Below are 23,409 nucleotides of genomic sequence, written 5' to 3' on the forward strand. Positions count from 1 at the left end.
ACGGCGTGTCGGGGACATTTGCGTCTGCTGGTCCTAGGAAGTGAACGCGTAATCGTCCAGCGGGAAGCTGCGGCTGCGCCAGTACGCCTCGAAGGTGGTGGCCGGCCGTAGCGGCACATCCCCGTTTCGGTCGAAGTAATAGCTGTTGGCGAGCGAACAGCTGTCCTGCCAGAAGATCTGGCGGTGCCGCTTGCGCATCATCTCGGCGAAGTACCGGTCATTGGCCTCCTGCTTCACCTCGACGCGGCGGGCCCGGCGACGGCCGGCACGCTCGATACACCGCACCAGATGGTGCGTCTGGGCCTCGATGAGCGCGAAGTACGACGACCCGACGTAGCCGTAGGGCCCCATCACCGTGAAGAAGTTGGGGAACCCCGGGACGCTCACGCCCTCGTAGGCCTGCATCCGGTGCAGTTCCCAGAAGTCACGCAGCGACTGCCCGCCCGATCCGACGATGTCGAAGGTCAGGGCGTCGACGTCCATCACCTTGAATCCGGTGGCCAGGATGAGGACGTCGACGTCGTGATGCTCGCCGTCGGCGGTGGCGACCCCGGACCCGGTGATCTTGCCGATGGGCTCGGTGACCAGTCGGACGTTGTCCCGATTGAAAGTCGACAGGTAGGTGTTGTGGAACCCGGGTCGCTTGCACCCGACGGCGTAGCGCGGCGTGAGCTTGTCGCGGACCACCGGGTCGTGAACCTCGCGGCGCAGGTACGCGCGGCCGAGCCGGTCGCCGCGTTTGGCGAACGGATTGACCGTGAAGTACTGGGCGGCAAGGGGAAAGGTGAACTCGACGTAGGCCTGGCTGATCAGGCGATGTAGCGTCCGGCCGCCCGGGATGCGCAGCGCCCAGCGCGCGGCGGCGGGCAAGGGCACGTCGAACTTCGGAAAACACCAGATTGGAGTGCGCTGAAACACCGTGAGCTGCTTGACTTTCGGCGCGATCTCGGGGATCACCTGGACCGCCGAGGCTCCGGTGCCGATGATCGCGACGCGCTTGCCCGCCAGATCCACGGTGTGGTCCCAACGAGCCGTGTGCACCGTCATCCCGGCGAAGGAGTCCACGCCGTCGATCTCCGGCAACTTCGGGATCGTCAGCACACCGCTGGCGTTGACCAGGTACCGCGCAGTCAGAACTTCGCCGTCCTCCAGCCGAACCCGCCACAGACTGGCGTCGTCGTCGAACTGCGCGTCCGACACCTTGGTGTTGAACCGGATCTTGGGGCGCAACCCGTACTTGTCGACGCATCGGTCGGCGTATGCGCGCAGTTCGGGACCCGGCGCGTACGTGCGCGACCACTCCCGCGACTGCTCGAACGAGAACTGATAGGAGAACGACGGAATGTCCACGGCGATACCGGGATACGTGTTCCAGTACCAGGTTCCACCCGCGCCGTCGCCTGCCTCCACGATCAGGTAGTCGTCGATGCCTGCCTTGTCGAGTTTGATCGCGGTGCCGATGCCGGAGAAACCGGCACCCACGATGAGGATGTGGTGGTCGGGCTTTACATCAGACACGGTCACGGGCCTCCCGTCGGTGGGCGATGACGGGCAGCCCGTGCCTGGGTCGCAACGTCAGCGTCGCTTCGAGCTCTACCGGATGGTCGGGGCATACGTCGAAGGTGTAGCGCTGGCTCATGATCGCGGCCATCAGCACCATCTCCATGAGCGCGAAGCTCTGTCCGATGCAGATCCGCCTACCGCCTCCGAACGGCAGGTACGCCGATCGGGGCCGGTCCTTGGCGGCAGCGCCCAAAAACCGGGTGGGGTCGAATGTTTCGGGATCCGGCCACCACCGCTGGTCGTGGTGTATCTGGTGGATCGGGATCAGCACCGTTGTGCCCGGTCGGATGTGGTGGCCGTCGATGAGATCGTCCTCGATGGCCTCCCGTGCGATCATCCACACCGCGGAGTAGTACCGCTGTGATTCCTGGACACAGGCCGTGGTCCACGGCAGCCTCGTCAGATCGGCCGCGGTCGGACGGCGCTCGCCGAGCACGTCGTCGATCTCGGCGAGCATCCTGTCGCGTGCCGCGGGGTTGAGCGCCATCAGATACCAGAACCACGACATGCCGTTGGCCGTGGTCTCGTGGCCGGCGAGCATGAACGTCAACGCCTCGTCCCGGATGCGCCGGCGTGACCACGTGCCGTTGTCGGCGCTGAACAGCACGTTGAGCAGGTCCGGGGAGTCGGTCGGGTGGGCGATACGCTCGTCGAGGATCCGGCTGACCGCGTCGTCGAGTGCCAGCGCGATCTTCTGGCCTTCGCGGATCGGCGGCGGTAGCCGGACGCCGGAGAACGTGCACCAAGTCAGCGCGCCGTAAACCGGCCGCGGCATCAGGCCCCACAGGCCGAGGCGGGCGAGGCGCTCGGTGCGGCGCAACCCGCGGGTGGTGAGGTCTTTCATCGAATGTACGAGCGGGCCGAAGTCCTGGCTGAACAGCGCATTGGCCACGACGCGCAGCGTGGCCTCCACCATCGCCGTGTGCATGTCGAATTCGGCCTGCGGCACCACGTCGGCGGTGGCCCGCTCGATCGGGTCGATCATCAGGTCGATGATCTCGTTGAGGTGACGGCGTGCGAACGTGGGGTTCAGCGTGCCCCGATGGGCGGCCCATGAGTCACCCTCGTCGGTCAGCAGATTGACACCTGCTGCGGCCCGGATGGCCTCGTACTCGTTCGATTTGACGTATTTCAGGCGCGCTCGATGCAACACGTGGTCGACGTAATCGGGGTGGGTCAGCGACACGAAACGTCTTCCACCGCAACGGAATCGGGTGATGTCGTGACCGCACACGCGGGACATGAAGCCGCCGGTGGCGTCGAAACCGACCGTGATGGCGTCGCGCGTCATCGTCCAGGTGTTCAGCCGCAGCGCCGGTGCCGCCATGAATCAACGGTATGACTGACACCCCCGATGCGTAATGAGATTATGGGACACGGAGTTGGGAGTTTGGGACATGGTTCATGGCCACACCGCCTCACCGTGGTCGCCCGATCTGAGGCGTCCCGTCTACACGACCCGCGTCCTGTGCGAGGTCGCGAGCGAACGTGGTGTCGCGATCGCCGACCTGCTCGACGGCACGGGCATCGAGCCCCATCTGCTCGACGACCCCGACGCGGTGGTCGCTGCCTCTGACGAGATCGCCGTGGTGCGCCGACTATTGGCGGCAATTCCCGACGCGGCGGGGCTCGGCATCGACGTCGGCAGCAGATTCCGGCTGACTCATCTCGGCTTGTTCGGGTTTGCGGTCATGTCCTGCGCAACGCTTCGCGAACTGTTCGGCATCTCGATGCGCTACTTCTCGCTCACGATGCTCAATATCGGCGTGAACCTGTTCGAGGGTTCCGACAGCTGCCTGATGGAGTTCGAGGTCGACCATCTGCCCGCCGATGTCCGCGGGTTCTTCCTCGAGCGTGATGTGGCCGGGATCGTGATGACGACGCGTGATTTCGCCTTGACGGTGCTCGCTCGGTACGCCGATCAGGTGCGCGTCGAGGCGACCTTCGATCAGGGCGTCGTCGCGCCGTTGTTGGACCTGCTGCCTGAGGTGAACCGCGAGTTCGGCCGGGCACACAATCGCCTGCACTTTCCGCGCGCGATGCTGGACGAGCCACTGCCGCAAGCCGACCCGCACACGCTGAAGCTGTGTGTGGCGCAGTGCGACTTGCTGATGCAGCGCTCAGAAGTGCGGCGTGGCATCACTGCGGTGGTGCGTTCCAAGCTGTTTCGGGAATCCGGACGGTTTCCGGCGCTACCCGAGGTGGCTGCGGAACTCGACATGCACCCGCGCACTCTGCGGCGCCAGCTTGCCGATGAGGGCACGTCATTTCGGGCGCTGGTCACCGAAGCCCGGTCGGCACTCGCGGTCGACCTGCTGTGTCAGGTCGGGCTGACCGTCGAAGAGGTTTCGCGGCGACTCGGCTACACCGAGACCTCCACGTTCTGTCACGCCTTCAGACGCTGGCACGGCATGCCGCCGAGCCAATATCAGCGGATGCGTCAGAGCGATAAGGCCTCGCGCAGTGCCGCGAGCCCACGGTCGAACGCCTCGGTCGCCGCGGGGACGACCCCGGAGTAGCCGAGGTAACCGTGGACGAGGGTTTCGGCGTTGTGCAGTTCCGCCGCGACGCCTGCCGCGGTCAGCAGTTCGGCGTAGCGGGCACCGTCGTCGCGCAGCGGATCGTGCCCGGCCACCGCGATGTAGGCCGGTGGCAACCCCGACAGGTCCGCGGCCCGAGCCGGTACCAGGGTGGCAGGGGGATCGGTGAGGTCGACGTGACCGGCATACCAGCGCGAGAAGCCCTTGACGGCGTCGAGCGCGAGAATCGGGGCCTCGGCGTTCTCGACGAACGACGGCAGTGTGGTGTCCCACGTCGTGGCCGGGTACCACAGCAGCTGGAAGCGCAGCGCCGGTCCGCCCGCGTCGCGCGCGAGCTGCGCGACGACCGCGGCGAGATTGCCGCCTGCCGAATCCCCGGCGACCGCCATCCGGCTGGCATCTGCGCCCAGTTCCCCTGCGTTGGCGGCGACCCACTGCGTCGCGGCCCACACGTCGTCGACGGCCGCCGGATACGGATGCTCGGGCGCCAGCCGGTAGTCCACCGACACGACGACCGCTTCGGCGCCGACGGCGTGCCGCCGTGCGGTGCTGTCGTAGCTGTTCAGGTCGCCGACCGACCAGCCGCCGCCGTGGATGAACACCACGACCGGCAGGGCCACGCCGGCCGGAGTCGGCGGCCGGTACACCCGCACGGGGATCGGCCCGGCGGGGCCGTCGATCACGCGATCCTCGACCTGCAGCTCGGGATGGATCTCACGGCGGGGCAGCTCACCGAACCGTCGCCTGGCCTCCTCGACACCGTCCTTGGTGGTGAGTTGGAAAGGCACCACCTGCAGTACCTTCAGCAGAATGGCATCGACAGCCGGCTTGGTAACAGACACACGGACACGGTACGCACACCGCGCGACGGTGCTGCTGTGGGTCGCCGCCGCGGTGGTCGCGGCCGGGTACGGCGTCTTCCTTCTCGTCACGGCACTTCGGCTGCCTGCGGGCACCGCCCTCACCGGACAGTTCCCCGGCCAACCGGCCGTCAAAGCCCTCGCCGCCGTCCTGTTGGCCGTCGCGGCGTTCACCCATCCGATCGCGCGCGAGCGCCGGTGGCTGGTCGGGGCGCTGATCTTCTCGGCCGTCGGTGACTTCCTGCTCGCGATGCCGTGGTGGGAGCCATCGTTCGTGCTCGGTCTGGCCGCCTTCCTGGTGGCGCACCTGTGCTTTCTCGCCGCGTTGCTGCCGTTGGCGCAGCGCTCCACCCCGCGGTTGGTCGCCGTCGCGCTCACCGTGGTGGCGTGTCTGGTGTTGCTGGCGTGGTTCTGGCCCCGGCTGATCGAACAGGGCATGGCCATCCCGGTGACGGCCTACATCGCTGTTCTGGGTGCCATGGTGTGTACGGCGCTGCTGGCCCGACTGCCCACCGCGTGGACCGCGCTCGGCGCGGTGTGCTTCGCGGTTTCGGACGCGATGATCGGGATCAGTGAATTCGTGCGGGGCGATCAGCTACTCGCGGTCCCGATCTGGTGGGCGTACGCCGGGTCGTTGCTGTTGATCACGGCCGGATTGTTCTTCGGCCGGACGTCGGCACCGTCTGCTACATCTGCGCCGTGACCATCACCCGGCGCGCCGCCGAGCACGAACCCATCGCCCGGGTGCTGCCGATGCTGTCGGTGCCACACCTGGACCGGGAATTCGACTATCTGGTGTCGGCTGAACAGTCCGACGATGCGCAACCGGGCGTGCGGGCCCGGGTGCGCTTCCACGGCAGGCTGGTCGACGCGTTCATCCTGGAGCGGCGGTCCGACACCGACCATGCCGGCAAGCTCGGTTGGCTCGACAAGGTGGTCTCGGCCGAACCCGTTCTGACCGCCGACGTGCGACGGCTGGCCGACGCCGTCGCCGCGCGCTACGCCGGCACCCGGCCCGACGTTCTGCGGTTGGCCGTCCCGCCCCGCCACGCCACGGTGGAGAAGCAGAATCCGCCGGAACCGCAACCGATCCCGGCGATCGACGTCGATCCGAGCGGCTGGGCGCGGTACGGGCGCGGCGAACAGTTCCTGACCGCGTTGAGCGAGGGGCGAGCGGCCCGCGCCGTCTGGCAGGCATTGCCCGGTGAGCAGTGGGCGCAGCGTCTCGCCGAAGCCGCGGCGGTCACCGTCAACGCCGGCCAAAGCGTGCTCGCGATCATGCCGGACCAGCGCGACGTCGACGCGTTACACGCGGCCGCGATCGGTCATGTCCCCGAAACGCGGGTGGTTGCGTTGTCGGCCGGACTGGGCCCGGCGCAGCGGTACCGGCGCTGGCTCGCGGTGCTGCGCGGCCATGCCCGCGTGGTGATCGGCACCCGCAGCGCGGTGTTCGCCCCGGTTGCCGAACTCGGGCTGATCCTGGTGTGGGACGACGGTGACGACAACCTCGCCGAACCGCGGGCGCCCTACCCGCACGCGCGTGAGGTCGCGATGCTGCGCGCCCACCAATTGCGTTGTGCGGCAATGATCGGCGGCTACGCACGCACCGCGGAGGGCCAGGCGCTCGTGCGGACCCGGTGGGCGCATGACCTGGTCGCGACGCGGCCCGTCGTGCGCGCGGCGGCACCGCGCGTCGTCGCGCTGGAGGCCAGCGGGTACGCACAGGAGCGGGATCCGGCCGCGCACACGGCCCGGCTGCCGTCGATGGCGCTGCAGGCGGCCCGCACGGCGCTGCAGGGCGACCGTCCGGTGCTCATCCAGGTGCCCCGACGCGGTTACGTACCCGCGCTGGCGTGCGCGCGGTGCCGCACCATTGCGCGGTGCCGGCATTGCACCGGCCCGCTGTCGTTTCCCGACCGGGACAGCGCCGCGGCGCAGTGTCGCTGGTGCGGGCGCGCAGAACCCGCGCTGCGTTGCCCGCGATGCGGGTCCGATGCCGTCCGGGCGGTCGTGGTCGGGGCCCGTCGCACCGCAGAAGAACTCGGCCGGGCCTTTCCCGGCACGACGGTGATCACGTCGGGTGGGGACGCCGTGGTCAGCGCCGTCGAGGACAAACCGGCCCTTGTGGTCTGTACCCCCGGCGCGGAGCCGGTCGCCGACGGCGGCTACGGCGCAGCGCTGCTGCTCGACGCGTGGGCACTGCTCGGCAGACAGGATCTGCGCGCGGCCGAGGACACATTGCGGCGCTGGATGGCGGCCGCGGCGCTGGTTCGGTCCCGCGGCGACGGCGGAGTGGTCGCGGTGGTCGCGGAGTCGGCGCTTCCAACCGTGCAAGCCCTCATCCGCTGGGATCCGGTCGGCCACGCCGACGCCGAACTTGACGGCCGCGGCGAGGTGGGGCTGCCCCCGGCTGTTCACATGGCGGCCGTCGACGGCCCCACGCCCGCGGTCATGGCGCTGCTGGAGACCGCACAGCTGCCCGCGGCCGCTGAACCACTCGGACCCGTGGAACTGCCGCCCGGCGCCCGCAGACCTCCCGGTATGGCCGCCGACGCCGAGGTGAGTCGGATGCTGGTTCGGATGCCGCGCGACGGCGGTCTCGAGTTGGCGGGCGCGTTGCGGCGGGCGACCGCGGTGCTCAGCGCGCGCCACGATCAGGAGCCATCTCGAGTGCAGATCGACCCGCTGCACATAGGGTGAGGCGGACACCTCACCCGGTATCGGTGAGTGGCGAGCGGGAGGCTGCGATGCGACGAGCGCTGGCGTGGCTTTTTACGTTGACGCTCATCGCTTTTGGGTTGCTGTGGCCGCTCGTGTTCGGCGGTGGCGATGATGAGCGGGCCGATGCCTCCGACCCGGTGGTGATCACCGACTACCGAGCCGAGTTCCAGGTCGACGCCGACGGACGGCTCCACGCGGTGGAGACCATCACCGCCGACTTTCCCAGTGGGCGCCATGGCATCTTCCGGCACTGGGATGTGGCCAATCAGAACAACTCCCGACTGCGGCAGGAACCGGAGATCACTTCGGTCCGGCTCGACGGGCAACCCGCGCCCTATCAGCTGCAGTGGGCCGGTGACAAACGGTTCCGGGTCGCAAAGATCGGGGATCCCGACGTGACGCTCGACTGGGGCAGCCACGTCTTCGAGATCCGCTACACGATTCCCGGTGTCCTGGATCCCGGGAGCGTCGGCGCCGACAAACAGTTCGCCGAATCCACCGGCGATCCCAACTCACGGTCGGTGTTCTACTGGAATGTCATCGCACCGGCCTGGAACAACACCATCGAGCGGGCAGACATCTCGGTTACCTTGCCCGCCGACATCACAGGTGCGGAGTGCAGCGTGGGTACCGGGGTCGGCCGCGCATGCCGGGACCTGGCCGTCAGTGGCAACACCGTGCGGATGCAAGCGCTCGATCTAAGCCCTCATACGCCCGTCACGCTGCGGGCCGGCGTCGATGTACCCACGCCGCCACAGGTGAGCTTGCCCTGGCCGCACACCTGGGACCCGATCCTGGGAGGATCGTTGACCGCGGTGCTGTGGGTGGCCGGGTTGTCGGTCGCGCTCGGGCTGCTCGCCTATTTCTGGTCTCGAACCACGAGCGAGCCGACACCCGGATTCCCGCTGCAGTATGCACCGCCGGAAGGGCTTGGACCGGTGCAGACGGAGTACATCCGCACCGAGAGTGTCCCGAAGAACGGACTCACCGCCACACTGCTCTATCTCGCCGAACGGCGACTCGTCGAGTTGCAGCAGGTCAGCGACAAACAATGGAACGTTCGCGGCCTTGCCGAGCCAGGGGCGTGGGCTGACGTCGACCCCGTCAGCGTCGCAGTGGGGTCCGCGCTCAAGGTGATGCAGCCCGGTGCCGAGTTCGCGGCCAAGCGCACCGTGAAGTCCGGTCAGAAACTCAGCAAGGCCAAGACGGACATGACTACCGCGGTGAAGAAGTGGGCGTTCGACGGCGGTCTGCTCGTCAACCGCCGCAAGGAGCTCTGGGTGCGCACTGCGAACGCGTTCGCGTTCTTCGCCGCGCTCGGCGGATTCTGGCTGTGGTTCGGCATTCCGGTCACCATGTGGGGGCTGCCGTTCGCGGTCTTCTTCGTGCTGTCGGTGCGCTCGTGGCAGGAGGGTGTGGGAACGCGGCGAACCGCCGCCGGGCGGGACCTGTGGTCGCGGGTAGGCGGCTTTCATCGGCTGCTGTCGACCGACTCCGCCGAGACCCGCTTCGATTTCGCCGCCCGAAAAGATCTCTACCTCGCCTACGTTCCCTTCGCGGTGGCGGCCGGATCGGCTGCACTGTGGGCCAAGAAGTACCACGACAGCATCGGCACTCCCGCGCCTCAACCGGATTGGTACAGCTCGACATCGCAGTCCAGCTGGGATGCCACCGGCGGAGGCGGCGGCATGGATTTCGACAGTTTCGAATCGGCGTTGTCGTCGTCGATCGGCGCCTACACCGCATCGCAGTCGTCGTCATCCTCTTCGGGTGGCGGCGGGTCGAGCGGTGGTGGCGGTGGCGGCGGCGGTGGTGGCGGGGGAGGAGGCGGCGGATCGTGGTGACTCTGGCGTTGATCGTGATCCTGGTACTGGCGGTGTCGGTGCTCATCGGTTTGGTGGTGGGACACAACAAGCTTCGCGCCGTCGATGTCCATGTCGCCGAGGCATTGGCCGGCATCGACGTGGAACTGAGCAGGCGAGCTGCGCTGATCCCAGGTCTCGTACATACCGTGCAAACCTTTGCGGCCCACGAGAAGGCCGTGCTGGACCAGGTCAGCGCCGCCACGGCCGCGCTGACGAGGGCGACCGGCAGCACATCGGTGGCGCGGCGAAGCGCGGCCGAAACCGAACTCGACCATGCCATCGCCGGAGTGCTGGCATTGAGATCGGCCTACCCACGGCTCAACTCGTCGAACAACTTTCTCAATCTCCAGGACAACCTCGCCGACACCGAGAACAAGCTGGCGTTCGCGCGTCAGTACTACAACGACTCCGTCAGCCAGTTGAACCGCCTGATCGCAACGATCCCCTGGACGTATGTCGCACCGCTGGCCGGGGTCGAGAAGCGCGAGTTCTACCAGACGCCGCGCCGATGAGTGACTGATTCGCCACACCTGCCCCGTGTCGGGCGGACGTAGGCCCCAAACTTGGCGCCCGCTCACCCACAATGGGCCCTTCGGTACGGAATCGAGTGCCTGCAGGGGGCAGAAGAGTCTGGTGGTGACAATGTCCGTGGAGTCGGTAGCGGCGCGCGCAAGGCTGGGTCTTGCACCGTTGACGGTGCTCGAACTCGCCCCTCCCGATATGGTCAGCTGCGCCGCCGCGGCCGGGTACCACGCCGTGGGCCTGCGTCTGATCCGGGCGACGGCCGAAGAGCCGCAGCGCCCCACGATCGGTGTGACTCCACTGATCCGCCAGACCCGCGCGCGGCTGGACGACTCCGGTATCGAACTGCGCGACATCGAAGTGCTGCGGCTCGAACCGGGCACTCGCGTCCGCGAAGATTTCGAAGCGTTCCTGGAGACCGGCGCGTACCTGGGAGCCGGTGAAATCCTGGTCGCGGGCAACGACCCCGATATCGGCCGTGCCGCCGACAATCTCGCCGAACTGGCCGAGCTGGCCGACGGCTACGGGCTCACGCCGAACATCGAACCGATGCCGTACAACGACATTCGCAACGTCACCGAAGCCGCCTCGCTCATCGAGCGCGCCGGGCATCGCAATATCGGACTGCTCATCGACCCCATTCACTACTACCGGGGCCACAACGCACTCGCCGAGCTCGCCGGGCTTCCCGGATCGTGGTTCCGCTATCTGCAGCTGTGCGACGCGCCGAACGAGCTGCCAAGCAGCACAGCAGATTTGGTGTACCAGTCGCGAGTGGCGAGGCTGTTGCCCGGTTCCGGAGGTCTCGACCTGCTCGCGCTTCTGCTCGCGATGCCGCCCCACACACCGGTCAGCGTCGAGGCGCCGGTAATCGCCCCGGGTGTTCCGGCGGTCGAGCGGGCTAAGGCGGCGCTGCACAGCACGTGCCGGGTACTCGAGCTCGCCGACCGGGTTCGCGACGAGTGCTCCGACGCCGATCGGTCGGAGGTTCGCGTCGGGTGATCGTTCGCCTCGCGCCCGCCCGTCTGACACCCGCCGGTCGGCGATCCATAGACTGACCGGGTGCGTCTCGTCTTCGCTGGTACCCCGGAGCCGGCACTGCCGGCACTACGGAGACTGATCGAATCGCCCAACCACGACGTGGTTGCGGTGCTCACCCGTCCCGATGCGGCGGCCGGTCGGCGCGGCAAACCCGCGCCGTCTCCGGTTGCGCGCCTGGCCATCGAGCACGACATACCCGTGCTGCGGCCCGCGCGACCCAACGGCGACGAGTTCATTGCCGAGTTGAGTGAGCTCGCCCCGGACTGCTGCGCGGTGGTGGCCTATGGCGCGCTGCTGAGTGAACGGCTGCTCGCCGTTCCGCCGCACGGCTGGATCAATCTGCACTTCTCGTTGTTGCCTGCCTGGCGCGGGGCGGCACCGGTGCAGGCTGCGATCGCCGCCGGGGACTCCGTGACGGGGGCTACGACGTTTCTCATCGAGCCGGCACTGGACTCCGGTCCGGTGTACGGCGTGGTCACCGAAACCGTGCGGGATACCGATACGGCCGGGGATCTGCTTGACCGCCTTGCGATTTCCGGCGCCATGCTGCTGGAGACCACGCTGGACGGCATCGCCGACGGCTCGCTGACCGCGGTCCAACAACCCGCCGACGGCGTCACGGTCGCACCCAAGATCACCGTCGAGGCCGCCAGAGTGCGTTGGGATTTGCCTGCACACGTGGTCGACCGCCGGATCCGCGCCGTCACGCCGAATCCCGGAGCGTGGACGATGATCGGTGACCTGCGGGTCAAGGTGGGGCCGGTCACCGTGGCGGAAGCCGCAGACCCATTGCCGCCCGGGGTGATCCGGGTGGGCCGCAACAGTGTCGAGGTGGGGACGGGTTCGCATCCGGTGCGGCTCGGCCAGATTCAGCCGCCTGGCAAGAAACTGATGAATGCCGCGGATTGGGCACGTGGTGCACGTCTCGAAGAACCGGTGCACGCCTCATGAGCAGACCTCCCAACCGGCCGCAGCGCAACCGGCCGCCGCGGCGCAAACCGCTCGACCCGGCCCGGCAAGCCGCATTCGACGTACTGCGTGCGGTCTCCGAGCGGGATTCTTACGCCAACCTGGCGCTGCCCGCTCTGCTCCGCGAGCGCGGCATCGAGGGCCGCGACGCGGCTTTCGCCACCGAGCTGACCTACGGCGCATGCCGGACCCGGGGGCTGCTCGACGCAGTCATCGAACGTGCGGCCGGGCGCCCGCCCGAACGGATCGATCCGGTGCTGCTCGACCTTCTTCGGCTCGGCACCTACCAGTTGCTGCGCACCAGGGTCGAACCGCACGCGGCGGTGTCCACCACCGTCGAGCAGGCGGGCATCGAATTCGATTCGGCGCGTGCGGGTTTCGTCAACGGAGTGTTGCGCACCATCGCGTCGCGCGACGAGCAATCGTGGACCGAGGAGCTGGCACCGTCCGCGGCTGCCGATCCGGTCGGGCACGCCGCATTCGTCCACGCGCACCCACGTTGGATCGCCCAGGCGTTCACCGATGCACTCGGTGCGCAGGCCGGGCAGCTCGATGCGTTGCTGGCCAGCGACGACGAACGGCCCGTCGTGCACCTTGCCGCACGGCCCACCGCGTTGACCGCAGAGGAACTGGCCACGCAGACCGGCGGGACCGTCGGCCGGTACTCGCCGTATGCGGTGTACCTGTCCGGTGGTGATCCCGGACAGCTGACCGCGGTCCGCGAGGGTGCCGCGCAGGTGCAGGACGAGGGCAGCCAGCTCGTCGCACGTGCGCTGACACTGGCCGAGCTCGACGGGCCCGACAACGGCCGCTGGCTCGACCTGTGCGCCGGGCCCGGTGGCAAGACGGCGCTGTTGGCCGCGATCGGCAAGGCGTCGGGTGCGCGGGTCACCGCCGTGGAGCCGGGCGAGCGGCGAGCCGATCTGGTCGAGCAGAACACCCGCGGCCTCGACGTGGACGTGCACCGTGTCGACGGGCGCGAATCCGGCCTGCAACCGGGTTTCGACCGGGTGCTCGTCGACGCGCCGTGCACGGGGCTCGGAGCGCTGCGACGCAGGCCCGAAGCTCGCTGGCGGCGCAAGCCCGGCGATGTCCCGGGACTCGCGAAACTGCAGCGCGAACTGCTGTCCGCTGCGATCAAGCTGACGAGGCCCGGTGGCGTCGTGCTGTATGCGACATGTTCGCCGCACCTCGCCGAAACCGTCGGAGTCGTGGCCGATGCGCTGCGGCGCCACCCGGTGACCGCGTTGGACACGCGGCCGCTGTTCGACCCGGTCGACGACCTCGGCGCGGGCCCGCACGTCCAGTTGTGGCCGCACCGGCAGGGGACCGATGCGATGTTCGCGGCAGCACTGAAAGTAGATTGACCACATGGCTGAACCGCTGATCGCGCCCTCCATCCTGTCCGCGGATTTCGCGCGGCTCGCCGACGAGGTGGCCGCGGTGGCAGGCGCCGACTGGCTGCACGTCGACGTGATGGACAACCACTTCGTGCCCAACCTGACGCTCGGCCTTCCCGTGGTGGAGTCGTTGCTCAAAGTCACCGACATTCCGATGGACTGCCATCTGATGATCGAGGACCCGGAACGTTGGGCACCGCCGTACGCCGAAGCCGGCGCGTACAACGTCACGTTCCATGCGGAGGCCACCGACAATCCCGTCGCGGTCGCCCGTGACATCCGCGCGGCAGGCGCCAAGGCCGGTCTCTCGGTGAAGCCGGGCACGCCGCTCGAACCGTATCTGGAGATCCTCCGGGAGTTCGATACGTTGCTGGTGATGTCGGTGGAGCCCGGATTCGGTGGGCAGAAGTTCATCCCCGAGGTGTTGGCGAAGGTGGGCACGGCACGCCGGCTCGTGGACTCCGGTGAGCTCACGGTTGTCGTGGAGATCGACGGCGGCGTGAACGCCGATACGATCGCTCAGGCGGCCGAAGCAGGAGTCGACTGCTTCGTCGCCGGGTCGGCCGTCTACAGCGCAGCGGACCCGGCCGCGGCGGTGAAATCGCTGCGGCAGCAAGCCGCGAGCGCCTCCAAACACCTGACACTGTGACCGCTGAACCCGAAGCCGTCATGCGGCTGGCCATCGAGCAGGCTGAGCGGGTCAAGGGTTCGACGTATCCCAATCCGCCGGTGGGAGCAGTGATTGTGGACCGCGACGGGCACGTGGCCGGGGTCGGCGCAACTCAGCCGCCGGGCGGGCCGCACGCCGAGGTGATGGCGCTGCGGGATGCCGGGTTCCGCGCCGAGGGCGGCACCGCAGTTGTCACGCTGGAACCGTGCAACCACCACGGCCGCACCCCGCCCTGCGTGGATGCCCTTGTGGCCGCAGGGATTTCGCGCGTCGTCTACGCGGTCAGCGATCCGAATCCGGTTGCGGCGGGCGGCTCCGCGCGGATGGCCGATGCGGGCATCGAGACCACCGCCGGGGTGCTCGCCGATGAGGTGGAGCGGGGCCCACTACGGGAGTGGCTGCACAAGCAACGTACGGGGCTTCCACACGTGACGTGGAAATTCGCCACGAGCGTGGATGGGCGCAGCGCCGCGGCCGACGGATCGAGTCAGTGGATCACCAGCGAGGCCGCCCGGGCCGATGTACACCGCAGGCGTGCGGTGGCCGAGGCCATCGTGGTGGGTACCGGCACGGTCTTCTTCGACGATCCTGCGCTCACGGCAAGGCTGCCCGATGGCAGCTTGGCTGACCGGCAGCCGCTGCGCGTGGTCGTGGGCGAGCGCGAAGTCTCGTCGGATTCCAAAGTCCTCAACGACGATTCGCGCACCATGGTGATCCGCACCCACGATCCGCACGAGGTGATCCGGTCGCTGGGCGACCGCACCGACGTATTGGTCGAGGGTGGGCCGACGTTGGCGGGAGCGTTCCTGCGGGCCGGTGTGGTGAACCGGATCCTGGCCTACGTCGCGCCGATTCTGCTCGGCGGACCGATCACCGCGGTCGACGACGTCGGCGTGCTCAGCATCGTGCACGCTCAGCGCTGGCGTTTCGACGGTATCGAGGCGATCGGCCCGGACGTCCTGCTGAGTCTCGTACCCAACTGACAGGCGCCGACGGCCCGGTTGACACCGGTTTTGCGGCCGGCGTCTCGGTACACTCGTACCAAAGCGCGTTCACTGCCGACATGCGCTAGGTGAACACGAGCAAAGGACACGAGCGTGACTGCACTGCAGGACTGGCTCAGTATTTCCCCGCTAACGCCCCGCGCGGTCCGCACTCTGGTGTGCGCCCCGCTACGTGTCGTCCGCCCGGGCAGGCGCCCGCAGACCGGTGAGGATCTGCCGCGGCTCCTGCGCCCGGGTGTCGAACGCTGCTGAGCCCGTTACGGTGCGCGGTGCCGACCCGGCGGCTGCTGGCCCGGTAGGCGAACCGTCTGATCGGCGGGTTGCGCCGGGAGTGCCTGGGTCGGCAGGTCGAGCAACTCCGTAGGGGCGTCGTCGGGATCCGTGTCGTCGCGCGGCGGCTCGGACTGCGGTTCGACGTCGTCGGCATGCTCGTGCCGGGCGCTGATCAACAGCCCGAGCACCGCGCCGACGATGCACACGACGGCGGCGATCAAGAAGATATCGCCGTACATCATCACGTACGCCTCGCGATACCGCACGGCCTGTGCGGAGAGCCGCTCGGCCAGCGACATCGGACCGGCGTTGTTGGTTGCGGCGAGGGTCGCCAGGTGTTGGTTGAACCGGTACAGACCCCACGCGGACAGGGCGGCGATGCCGATCAGCATGCCAATCATGCGGGCGACCACCACGAGTGCCGAGGCGATGCCGTGCTGTGCGGGAGGAACGACCCGCAAAGTCGCCGACGTTAGCGGGCCGATCACCAGGCCGAGCCCCAACCCGACGATCGCGAGGTCGGTGTCGAGCACCGGCAGCGTGATCAGGCCCAGGTCGTGGCGCGCCGACAGCACGTCGATCGACCAGTGCGACACCAGCCAGAAGCCGCCTGCGGCGATCACCAAGCCGATGAAGGCGACGACCCGGTCACCGATCCTGGTGGCCAGCCAGCCACCGAGCAGTGCGCCGATGGGCAAAGCGATCAGAAACCTCAGCAAGAGGAATGCCGCTTCGTTCTGATCCTGACCGAGCACGCCCTGGCCGAAGAGTTCGACGTTGACCAAAGTGACCATCAACGCCGCACCGGCGCACAACGAGGCGCCGAGGGCGGCCAGGAACGGCCGGAAGTGCACACCAGCCGGCTCGATCAGCCGAGTCTTGGCGACCTTCTCCCATACGAAGAACGCGATTGTCGCGATCAACGCGCCGACCAGAACCGGCAGACCCCAGCTGGGCAGCACCTGCTTGCCATCGGGCTCCGGGTTGTACAGGCCCACCACGGCCAGGCCGAGTGCGATCGCCAGCAGCACACCGCCGACGACGTCGACCTTCTCCGGTGGTTGGTCTTTGTCTCGTGGCGGCAGGCTGAAGTGGATCATCACCATCGCGATGACGGCCAGGGGCACGTTGACCCAGAACACCGCCTGCCAGTGGTTGAACAGCCAGACAAGCGTGATGCCGTAGACCGGGCCGAGGACCGCGCCCAACTCCTGCGCGGCGCCAACCCCGCCCAGCACCCCGGCGCGGTTACGGGCCGACCACAGATCGGCGGCCAAGGCAAGCGTGACCGGCAGCAGGGCACCGCTGGCGGTGCCCTGCACGACGCGGCCGATGACCAGGGTGGTCAGATCGCCCGACAGGGCGGTGATCACCGATCCGATCGCGAAGCCGGCCAGGCCCACCTGGATCAGCATCTTGCGGCCGAACCGGTCGGACGCGCGGCCCAGCAGCGGCATGGCGGCGATGTAGCCCAGTAGATAGCCCGTGATGATGGGCGTGACCTGCTGAATCTTGTTGATCGCGATGCCGACGTCTTTCATGATGTCGACCATGATCGTGATCACGACATAGGTGTCGAGTGCGCCGAGCAGCACCGCAAGGCTGCCCGCGCTGATCGCGATCGTGCGGTTTCCGCGGGACGTCACCGCGTCAGCGGTCCGCATCAGGGAGCGGGCTTGGTGACAGTGACCTGCTTACCCCAGTCCGACAGGGTCATCGTGACGCTGTTTCCTGGCGTGGGCTCCAGCTTGGCCTGCAGCAACGTGTGCTTGTCGTCTTCGGTGATCCACGCGGTGCCCGGCACCGGACCGGTCGCCTTGAGCTGCGGTGCGATCTTGTTGACGGCGTCGGCGCTGACGTTGCCTGTCACCCGCACGCCTTCCGTACCGTTGATCGACTCGCGGCCCTCGGCCTTGGCGTCGCTGAAGTTCGCGAGCACGTTGGCCAGGCCGGTTTCGGGGTTGAGGATCGCCGAGACGTCGTAGATGTTGGCGGCCGCACCGTAGTTCGACAGCGGGTCACCGGGCGTCAGCGCGGCATACAGGTTGCCGTCGGCGACGACGAACTGCGCGTCGGCGATCTTCTGACCGAACGCGATGAGGTCAGCGGTGCCCTGGGCGGCGACGGCCGGAGCGTTGGTGAGGTCACCGTCGAGCTTCTCGACAGGTAGTCCGTCGATCGTGCCCTGCACGGTCAGCAGCAGGTGCACGCTCTGCTGGCTCTTGGTCGCCGCCGAGGACTCCTGCAGCAACGTCGTGGCGTCGGGAAGTGGGGCGTCGGACGTCTTCTCCGACGACGAGCACCCCGCGATAAGCGCAACGGCGGCGAAAAGAAAAGCGAGCAACGATCGGACTGCGAAGCGTGGGCGCGTCTGCATGACTGCATCGTAGAGGCTTGCCGTGACCAAGAGGATTCTCGCTCCTCACGTCCGCGGCCGCTTTCTCCAACCGGTCATCGACTGAATACTCTGGTCACGTGTTCACCGGAATCGTTGAAGAGCTGGGCGTCCTTGTCGACAAGGAAGAGCTTGTCGACGCTGCGCGGTTCGCCATCCGCGGGCCGATCGTCACCGCCGACGCACGGCATGGGGATTCGATCGCGGTGAATGGCGTGTGCCTGACCGTCGTGGACGTCCGGCCCGACGGGGTTTTCACCGCCGACGTGATGGCCGAGACACTCAACCGGTCCAGCCTGCAGAAGCTCGAAGTCGGTGGCCGGGTCAACTTGGAACGTGCTGCGGCGGTGAACAGCCGCCTGGGCGGGCACATCGTCCAAGGCCATGTCGACGGCACCGGTCATGTGATTTCGCGCACGCCGTCCGAGCACTGGGAGGTGGTGCGGATCGGTCTGCCTGCAGCCCTGTCGAGGTATGTCGTCGAGAAGGGTTCGATCACCGTCGACGGGGTGTCGTTGACCGTCTCCGGTCTGGGAGACGACTGGTTCGAGGTGTCGCTGATCCCCACGACACGTGAGCTCACCACGGTGGGACGCGCGGACGTCGGCGCGCCGGTGAACCTCGAGGTCGACGTCATCGCCAAGTACGTCGAGCGGCTCATGACCGGTACCGGTCAGTAAGAGCTGGCAATAACTGCTGGATTTCGGTGGTTCATACTGGAGTCGACGACGATGGTTCCACGTATGGAACGTCGCATTGAACAGGCAAGGTGGCGCAGATGACCAGGCTCGATTCCGTCGAGAGGGCGATAGCCGATATCGCGGCGGGCAAAGCCGTGGTTGTGATCGACGACGAAGACCGCGAGAACGAGGGCGACCTCATCTTCGCCGCCGAGAAGGCCACTCCTGAACTTGTCGCGTTCATGGTGCGCTACACCTCGGGCTATCTGTGCGTGCCGCTGGACGGCGAGATCTGCGATCGCCTCGGGCTGTTGCCGATGTATGCGGTCAATCAGGACAAGCACGGCACTGCATACACCGTCACCGTCGACGCCAAAAAGGATGTGGGCACCGGCATTTCGGCATCCGACCGGGCAACCACGATGCGTGCCCTCGCGAACCCCGACACCGTCGCCGACGACTTCACCAAACCCGGCCACGTAGTGCCGTTGCGCGCCAAGGACGGTGGGGTGCTGCGGCGTCCCGGCCACACCGAGGCCGCCGTCGATCTGGCCCGCCTGGCCGGTCTGCAGCCGGCCGGCGCGATCTGCGAGATCGTGAGCCAGAAGGACGAAGGCGACATGGCGCGCACCGACGAGCTGCGGGTATTCGCCGACGATCACGATTTGGCGCTGATCTCGATCGCCGACCTCATCGAGTGGCGGCGCAAGCACGAAAAGCACATCGAGCGCATTGCCGAGGCGCGAATCCCGACCCGGCACGGAGAGTTCCGCGCCGTCGGGTACAAGAGCATCTACGAGGATGTCGAGCACGTCGCACTGGTCCGCGGCGAGATCGCCGGGCCGAACAGCGACGGTCACGACGTACTGGTGCGTGTGCACTCCGAATGCCTGACCGGTGACGTGTTCGGATCGCGGCGCTGCGATTGCGGCCCGCAGCTGGACGCCGCGATGGCGATGGTCGCGCGCGAAGGGCGCGGCGTCGTGCTCTACATGCGCGGGCACGAGGGCCGCGGCATCGGTTTGATGCACAAACTGCAGGCCTACCAGTTGCAGGATGCCGGTGAGGACACCGTCGACGCGAACCTGATGCTCGGATTGCCCGCCGACGCACGCGATTACGGCATCGGCGCACAAATCCTCGTCGATCTCGGTATCCGGTCGATGAGGCTTCTGACCAACAACCCGGCCAAGCGCGTCGGATTGGATGGATACGGCCTGCACATCATCGAGCGGGTCCCGTTGCCGGTGCGGGCCAACGCGGAGAACATCCGCTATCTCATGACCAAGCGGGATCGCATGGGCCATGACCTTGTCGGCCTCGACGACTATGACGAAGCGGTGAGCATGGACGATTACGACGAGGCGGTGTACCTGCTGGGGGATCGCCGCCCGCCGAGTGCCGAGGGTGTGGCGGATAAATGAGTGGCGTCGGCGGGGACGACAAATGAGTGACGTCGGCGGGGACGACAAATGAGTGGCGGCGCAGGAGTTCCCGAACTGCCGCAGCTCGACGCCTCGAATGTGAAACTGGCGATCGTGGCCAGTACGTGGCACACGAAGATCTGCGATGCGTTGCTCGACGGTGCGCGCAAGGTGGCCGCCGACGCCGGTATCGCCGAGCCGACCGTCGTGCGGGTGCTCGGTGCGATCGAAATCCCGGTCGTGGCACAGGCTTTGGCGGCCACCCATGATGCCGTAGTGGCGCTGGGCGTGGTGATCCGGGGCCAGACGCCACATTTCGACTACGTGTGCGATGCCGTCACCCAAGGACTCACCCGGGTATCGCTGGACGCGTCGACCCCGGTGGCCAATGGAGTGTTGACGACCAACACCGAAGAGCAGGCGCTCGATCGGGCCGGGCTTCCCTCCTCGACCGAGGACAAGGGCGCCCAGGCGGCCGCCGCGGCGTTGTCGACTGCGCTGACACTTCGTGAGCTGCGCGCCCGCGCATGACTGATCACATGACGGCAGACACGTGGGACGTCGAGATCCGGCCCTACCGCACACCGATCTTCGCCTACGGGGCGGCATTGATCATCTTCGCGGCCCATGTCTCGGTGGGCGCGTTGCTCAAAGTGGGGTCCACCGGGGTTGTTTTCCGTACCGCGGACCAAGTGGCGATCGCGTTGCTCGGGGCCGTCATCGCCTGCGTGGTATTGATGTTCGCCCGGCCGCGGCTGCGGGTCGGACCGTCCGGTGTGGCGGTGCGAAATCTGGTCGGCTACCGGTTGATTCCGTGGGACGACGTCGTCGACGTCTCTTTTCCGCGGGGCGCACGCTGGGCCCGCGTGGATCTGCCAGATGACGAGTACATCCCGGTGATGGCCATTCAGGCGATCGACAAGGGACGTGCGGTCGATGCGATGGACCAGGTCCGGAACCTGGTCGCGAAGTACCGCTCGGGCCTCAGCTGACGCGCAGCGTCATCGCCAATTCGTCGGCTTCCGTTGCTGGTTCGGCGTCGGCTACATCGAAACCCAGGCTCTCGTACACGCACCGGGCCGCCGTGTTGTCGGTCGCGACCCGCAGTTTGACGGTTTGGACGCTTCGGCCGCGTGACCAGTCCACGGCCGCGCTGATCAGCCGGTGGGCCAGGCCGTACCCGCGCGCCGCCGGATCAACCCACAGCGAATACAGATACATGGTGTCGGCGTTCTGTTGCTGTGCACCGAGGAGGCCGACCGCTCGCCCGTTGACCGCCGCGGTGAACTGAGCGTGATCGCGTAGTCGTCGGCGCCACTGGGCAGCAGTGAATCTGGATTCCTGGCGGTAATGCCGGTCCTCGACCCCCAGCGAGTCGGCAAGTGCACGTAGCCGGAGGATGGCGAACAGTCGCCAGTCCGCCTCGGTGAGTCGGGTCACGTGCGGTGTCATGGGTTCGCGCATCAAGCGGGGTCGCCCATCACCAGGCCTTCGCGGCGCGGATCGGCACCACCGATCCAGCCCGGTTCGGCGCGCACGATCGCCGAGAGACCGCTGGACTGGTCGGCGAGGTCGACCTCATGACCGAGGGCGCGCAAACCCTTCACCAGCGGATCGTGGTCGCCGGGCAATCCCGGCGGACCGGAGGTGTCGATGTTGGGATGTTCGCCGCCGACGTTGGTTTTGGGCGTGTTGGCGGCGCCGAAGTCGACCATCGACACCGCCTGCTGCGGATCCAGGCCCCAGTCAACCACGCCGACAACAGTTTTCACGACAAACTGGATGATCACCGAACCGCCCGGGGAGCCGAGCACGGCATAGAGGGGGCCTCTGGATCCGGGCGTCCCGGCCGGTCCCTTGTCGAACATCAGCGTCGGAGCCATGGTGCTGCGTGGCCGTTTGCCCGGCTCTACCCGGTTGGGCACCGGGGTGCCTTCGGGGCTGATCGGTTCGGCCGCGAAATCGGTGAGTTGGTTGTTGAGCAGGAATCCGTCCACCATATGGAATGAGCCGAACGCCGATTCGATGGTCGTGGTGAGCGAGGCCGCGTTGCCGTAGCTGTCGACGACGCTCACCTGACTGGTGCCGTGCTCGCGTTGCGGCGGGGCGGTGATGGGCGCGCCGAAGTTGCCGGGCTGGGCGGTGCCCATGGTGTGCTGTTCGGATATCAGCGCAGCGCGCCCGGTGAGATAGGCGTTCCCTAGCAGGGTTTCGGGCGATCCGCCGGGCAGTGGGACGAAGTCGGTGTCGGCGACGTAGCGGTCGCGGTCGGCGTAGGCGAGCCGCTCTGCTTCGGAGATCAGATGGACGCCCATGACGGTGGGGCGCCCGCCGTTGAGGTCCATGTCGGTCGGCTTGTGGTTGCCCATCGCGAAGTGTTCGAGCACACCGAGGGTGGCGGCCACCGCGATGCCGCCGGACGACGGCGGTGGCATGCCGCAGATTTCGCGGCCGCGGTACGGCGTGCACAACGGTTCGCGCTGCTTGACGGTGTAGGCGAGGAGGTCCTGCCCGGTCAGCAGGCCCGGCGTGCGGCCGCCTGCCGGGTCGGCGACGGACGCCACGATCGCCTGCGCGATGTCGCCGGTGTAGAACGCTTGCGCCCCATCGGAAGCGATGGCGCCCAGGGTGTTCGCGTACGCCGGGTTGGTGAGTCGGGTGCCCACCGGTTTGGGGGTGCCGTCCGGACCGAGGAAGTAGGCCGCGGCCTCCGGATCGAGCCGGAGTTGGGGAGCGGAGTCTTTGATCGCGGCCGCCAGGCGCGGGCTGACGTCGAAGCCGCGGTCGGCCATCGAGACGGCTGGATCGAACAGTTCACGCCACGCCTTCTTGCCGAATTCACCGTGTACGTCATCGAGTAGCCGCACGATGCCCGGCACGCCGATCGAGCGGCCGGACGCCCGCGCATCGGGCTTGGGCGCGGTGCGGTCGGTGTCGGAGATCCAGCGGAGGTAGTTCTCATCGGCAGCCGCGGGGGCGGTCTCCCGGCCGTCATAGGCGCGTACGGCACCGGAGGCCGCGTCGTAGTACAGCAGGAACCCGCCGCCGCCGATACCTGAGGACTGTGGTTCGACCAGGCCGAGCACGGCCTGGGCGGTCACGAGGGCGTCGGCTGCGGTACCGCCGTCGCGCAGCACTTTGCAGGTCGCTTCGGTGGCCAGGGGATTGGCGGTGGCGACGGCGTACCTGGCGGTGCGTACGGCCGTCATGTCGCTGCGGTAGCCGGTTGCGATTTCGGGTTGGGTGGCGAGGTCACGGCTTGTCGGAGGCGGGCTGGGGACCGCCGCAGGCGGAGCCGGCTGCGGCGGTGAAGCGGCCGGTGGCTTGGGCATTGGTGTGCCGTTGGACACAATCTCGCACGGGCCCGCAACGGTGCGGGCCGGCCGTTCGGGGCCGTCTGCGCACCCCGCCGCGATCAGGACGACACCGCTGAGCAGGGCGATGACCGAACGTGTGGACGCCAGCAATCGCACCCCTCGACG

At 67.8% G+C, this 23,409-nt stretch carries 21 protein-coding genes and 1 pseudogene; 15 read left to right on the forward strand and 7 right to left on the reverse strand.

Translation table 11 applies throughout. The annotated features are described in order from the left end of the window. Positions 1-33: 33 nt before the first annotated feature. The gene (locus tag ACRCUN_RS09330; protein ID WP_462141362.1) at positions 34-1,518 is read right to left on the reverse strand and encodes a flavin-containing monooxygenase; all 1,485 of its coding nucleotides are present in this window, start codon (positions 1,516-1,518) and stop codon (positions 34-36) included. After that, the gene (locus ACRCUN_RS09335) at positions 1,511-2,890 is read right to left on the reverse strand and encodes a cytochrome P450 (RefSeq protein ID WP_462141363.1); all 1,380 of its coding nucleotides are present in this window, start codon (positions 2,888-2,890) and stop codon (positions 1,511-1,513) included. Before ACRCUN_RS09335 ends, ACRCUN_RS09330 begins: the two co-directional genes overlap by 8 nt. Positions 2,891-2,960: 70 nt before the next feature. Here ACRCUN_RS09335 and ACRCUN_RS09340 point away from each other — a divergent pair. Beyond that, positions 2,961-3,998: pseudogene (locus ACRCUN_RS09340) on the forward strand (AraC family transcriptional regulator); the annotation flags it as partial. 5 nt (positions 3,999-4,003) lie between these two features. On the opposite strand, the gene ACRCUN_RS09345 reads toward ACRCUN_RS09340, so the two are convergent. Next, on the reverse strand, positions 4,004-4,945 hold the full coding sequence (locus ACRCUN_RS09345) for an alpha/beta hydrolase (protein ID WP_462141364.1): 942 nt from the start codon (positions 4,943-4,945) through the stop codon (positions 4,004-4,006). Between ACRCUN_RS09345 and ACRCUN_RS09350 the strand changes: the two genes are divergently transcribed. The 10 genes from ACRCUN_RS09350 (at position 4,914) to ACRCUN_RS09395 (ending at position 15,407) form a co-directional block, all read left to right on the forward strand. Further along, positions 4,914-5,666: a lysoplasmalogenase gene (locus ACRCUN_RS09350; protein ID WP_462141365.1), complete on the forward strand. Its 753-nt coding sequence runs from the start codon at positions 4,914-4,916 to the stop codon at positions 5,664-5,666. The two genes, ACRCUN_RS09345 and ACRCUN_RS09350, sit on opposite strands and share 32 nt — an antisense overlap. A gap of 50 nt (positions 5,667-5,716) precedes the next feature. Continuing rightward, complete coding sequence (locus ACRCUN_RS09355; protein ID WP_462141681.1) at positions 5,717-7,663, forward strand: primosomal protein N'; 1,947 nt, start codon at positions 5,717-5,719, stop codon at positions 7,661-7,663. A 47-nt stretch (positions 7,664-7,710) separates the two neighbouring features. Continuing rightward, positions 7,711-9,528, forward strand: coding sequence for a DUF2207 domain-containing protein (locus ACRCUN_RS09360; protein ID WP_462141366.1), 1,818 nt, complete (start codon positions 7,711-7,713; stop codon positions 9,526-9,528). Then, on the forward strand, positions 9,522-10,061 hold the full coding sequence (locus ACRCUN_RS09365; protein ID WP_462141367.1) for a LemA family protein: 540 nt from the start codon (positions 9,522-9,524) through the stop codon (positions 10,059-10,061). The genes ACRCUN_RS09360 and ACRCUN_RS09365 overlap by 7 nt, the downstream gene beginning before the upstream one ends. Positions 10,062-10,191: 130 nt before the next feature. Next, on the forward strand, positions 10,192-11,073 hold the full coding sequence (locus ACRCUN_RS09370) for a sugar phosphate isomerase/epimerase family protein (protein ID WP_462141682.1): 882 nt from the start codon (positions 10,192-10,194) through the stop codon (positions 11,071-11,073). Positions 11,074-11,133: 60 nt separating this feature from the next. Beyond that, on the forward strand, positions 11,134-12,063 hold the full coding sequence (gene fmt / locus ACRCUN_RS09375) for a methionyl-tRNA formyltransferase (RefSeq protein ID WP_462141368.1): 930 nt from the start codon (positions 11,134-11,136) through the stop codon (positions 12,061-12,063). Next, entirely contained in the window at positions 12,060-13,448 is a 1,389-nt protein-coding gene (locus ACRCUN_RS09380; RefSeq protein ID WP_462141369.1) for an RsmB/NOP family class I SAM-dependent RNA methyltransferase, read from the forward strand. Before fmt ends, ACRCUN_RS09380 begins: the two co-directional genes overlap by 4 nt. A gap of 4 nt (positions 13,449-13,452) precedes the next feature. After that, entirely contained in the window at positions 13,453-14,130 is a 678-nt protein-coding gene (gene rpe, locus ACRCUN_RS09385) for a ribulose-phosphate 3-epimerase (protein ID WP_462141370.1), read from the forward strand. 20 nt (positions 14,131-14,150) lie between these two features. Beyond that, entirely contained in the window at positions 14,151-15,134 is a 984-nt protein-coding gene (gene ribD, locus ACRCUN_RS09390) for a bifunctional diaminohydroxyphosphoribosylaminopyrimidine deaminase/5-amino-6-(5-phosphoribosylamino)uracil reductase RibD (RefSeq protein ID WP_462141683.1), read from the forward strand. Between the two features lie 114 nt (positions 15,135-15,248). Continuing rightward, positions 15,249-15,407 carry a hypothetical protein gene (locus ACRCUN_RS09395; RefSeq protein ID WP_462141371.1) on the forward strand — a complete coding sequence of 53 codons (159 nt, stop codon included), beginning with the start codon at positions 15,249-15,251 and terminating at the stop codon, positions 15,405-15,407. A 5-nt stretch (positions 15,408-15,412) separates the two neighbouring features. On the opposite strand, the gene ACRCUN_RS09400 is transcribed toward ACRCUN_RS09395, so the two are convergent. After that, on the reverse strand, positions 15,413-17,092 hold the full coding sequence (locus tag ACRCUN_RS09400; RefSeq protein ID WP_462141372.1) for an MFS transporter: 1,680 nt from the start codon (positions 17,090-17,092) through the stop codon (positions 15,413-15,415). After that, the gene (locus tag ACRCUN_RS09405; protein ID WP_462141373.1) at positions 17,092-17,805 is read right to left on the reverse strand and encodes an LppX_LprAFG lipoprotein; all 714 of its coding nucleotides are present in this window, start codon (positions 17,803-17,805) and stop codon (positions 17,092-17,094) included. Before ACRCUN_RS09405 ends, ACRCUN_RS09400 begins: the two co-directional genes overlap by 1 nt. A 98-nt stretch (positions 17,806-17,903) precedes the next feature. Between ACRCUN_RS09405 and ACRCUN_RS09410 the strand changes: the two genes are divergently transcribed. From ACRCUN_RS09410 to ACRCUN_RS09425, 4 genes are all read left to right on the forward strand, one after another. Beyond that, positions 17,904-18,503 (forward strand): riboflavin synthase, encoded by a 600-nt coding sequence (locus tag ACRCUN_RS09410; RefSeq protein WP_462141374.1) that lies wholly within the window; start codon positions 17,904-17,906, stop codon positions 18,501-18,503. Between the two features lie 98 nt (positions 18,504-18,601). Then, on the forward strand, positions 18,602-19,927 hold the full coding sequence (locus tag ACRCUN_RS09415; RefSeq protein WP_067845179.1) for a bifunctional 3,4-dihydroxy-2-butanone-4-phosphate synthase/GTP cyclohydrolase II: 1,326 nt from the start codon (positions 18,602-18,604) through the stop codon (positions 19,925-19,927). Between the two features lie 48 nt (positions 19,928-19,975). Further along, positions 19,976-20,458 carry a 6,7-dimethyl-8-ribityllumazine synthase gene (gene ribH, locus ACRCUN_RS09420; RefSeq protein ID WP_462141375.1) on the forward strand — a complete coding sequence of 161 codons (483 nt, stop codon included), beginning with the start codon at positions 19,976-19,978 and terminating at the stop codon, positions 20,456-20,458. Between the two features lie 8 nt (positions 20,459-20,466). Then, a complete protein-coding gene (locus ACRCUN_RS09425) occupies positions 20,467-20,919 on the forward strand; it encodes a PH domain-containing protein (RefSeq protein ID WP_462141684.1) in 453 nt (150 codons plus the stop codon). On the opposite strand, the gene ACRCUN_RS09430 is transcribed toward ACRCUN_RS09425, so the two are convergent. Together ACRCUN_RS09430 and ACRCUN_RS09435 are read right to left on the reverse strand one after the other, a co-directional pair. Continuing rightward, positions 20,912-21,379, reverse strand: coding sequence for a GNAT family N-acetyltransferase (locus tag ACRCUN_RS09430; protein WP_462141376.1), 468 nt, complete (start codon positions 21,377-21,379; stop codon positions 20,912-20,914). The two genes, ACRCUN_RS09425 and ACRCUN_RS09430, sit on opposite strands and share 8 nt — an antisense overlap. Before the next feature lie 11 nt (positions 21,380-21,390). Then, entirely contained in the window at positions 21,391-23,400 is a 2,010-nt protein-coding gene (locus tag ACRCUN_RS09435) for a gamma-glutamyltransferase family protein (RefSeq protein WP_462141377.1), read from the reverse strand. Positions 23,401-23,409: the final 9 nt, after the last annotated feature.

The organism is Mycobacterium venezuelense (assembly GCF_054919535.1).

Coding starts and splice junctions, on each gene's coding strand:
- ACRCUN_RS09335 (WP_462141363.1), bottom strand. CDS start 2,890: ATGGCGGCACCGGCGCTGCGGCTGAACACCTGGACGATGACGCGCGAC.
- ribH (WP_462141375.1), top strand. CDS start 19,976: ATGAGTGGCGGCGCAGGAGTTCCCGAACTGCCGCAGCTCGACGCCTCG.
- ACRCUN_RS09360 (WP_462141366.1), top strand. CDS start 7,711: ATGCGACGAGCGCTGGCGTGGCTTTTTACGTTGACGCTCATCGCTTTT.
- ribD (WP_462141683.1), top strand. CDS start 14,151: ATGCGGCTGGCCATCGAGCAGGCTGAGCGGGTCAAGGGTTCGACGTAT.
- rpe (WP_462141370.1), top strand. CDS start 13,453: ATGGCTGAACCGCTGATCGCGCCCTCCATCCTGTCCGCGGATTTCGCG.
- ACRCUN_RS09430 (WP_462141376.1), bottom strand. CDS start 21,379: ATGACACCGCACGTGACCCGACTCACCGAGGCGGACTGGCGACTGTTC.
- ACRCUN_RS09350 (WP_462141365.1), top strand. CDS start 4,914: ATGGCATCGACAGCCGGCTTGGTAACAGACACACGGACACGGTACGCA.
- ACRCUN_RS09355 (WP_462141681.1), top strand. CDS start 5,717: ATGCTGTCGGTGCCACACCTGGACCGGGAATTCGACTATCTGGTGTCG.
- ACRCUN_RS09400 (WP_462141372.1), bottom strand. CDS start 17,092: ATGCGGACCGCTGACGCGGTGACGTCCCGCGGAAACCGCACGATCGCG.
- ACRCUN_RS09370 (WP_462141682.1), top strand. CDS start 10,192: ATGTCCGTGGAGTCGGTAGCGGCGCGCGCAAGGCTGGGTCTTGCACCG.
- ACRCUN_RS09380 (WP_462141369.1), top strand. CDS start 12,060: ATGAGCAGACCTCCCAACCGGCCGCAGCGCAACCGGCCGCCGCGGCGC.
- ACRCUN_RS09405 (WP_462141373.1), bottom strand. CDS start 17,805: ATGCAGACGCGCCCACGCTTCGCAGTCCGATCGTTGCTCGCTTTTCTT.
- ACRCUN_RS09425 (WP_462141684.1), top strand. CDS start 20,467: ATGACGGCAGACACGTGGGACGTCGAGATCCGGCCCTACCGCACACCG.
- ACRCUN_RS09415 (WP_067845179.1), top strand. CDS start 18,602: ATGACCAGGCTCGATTCCGTCGAGAGGGCGATAGCCGATATCGCGGCG.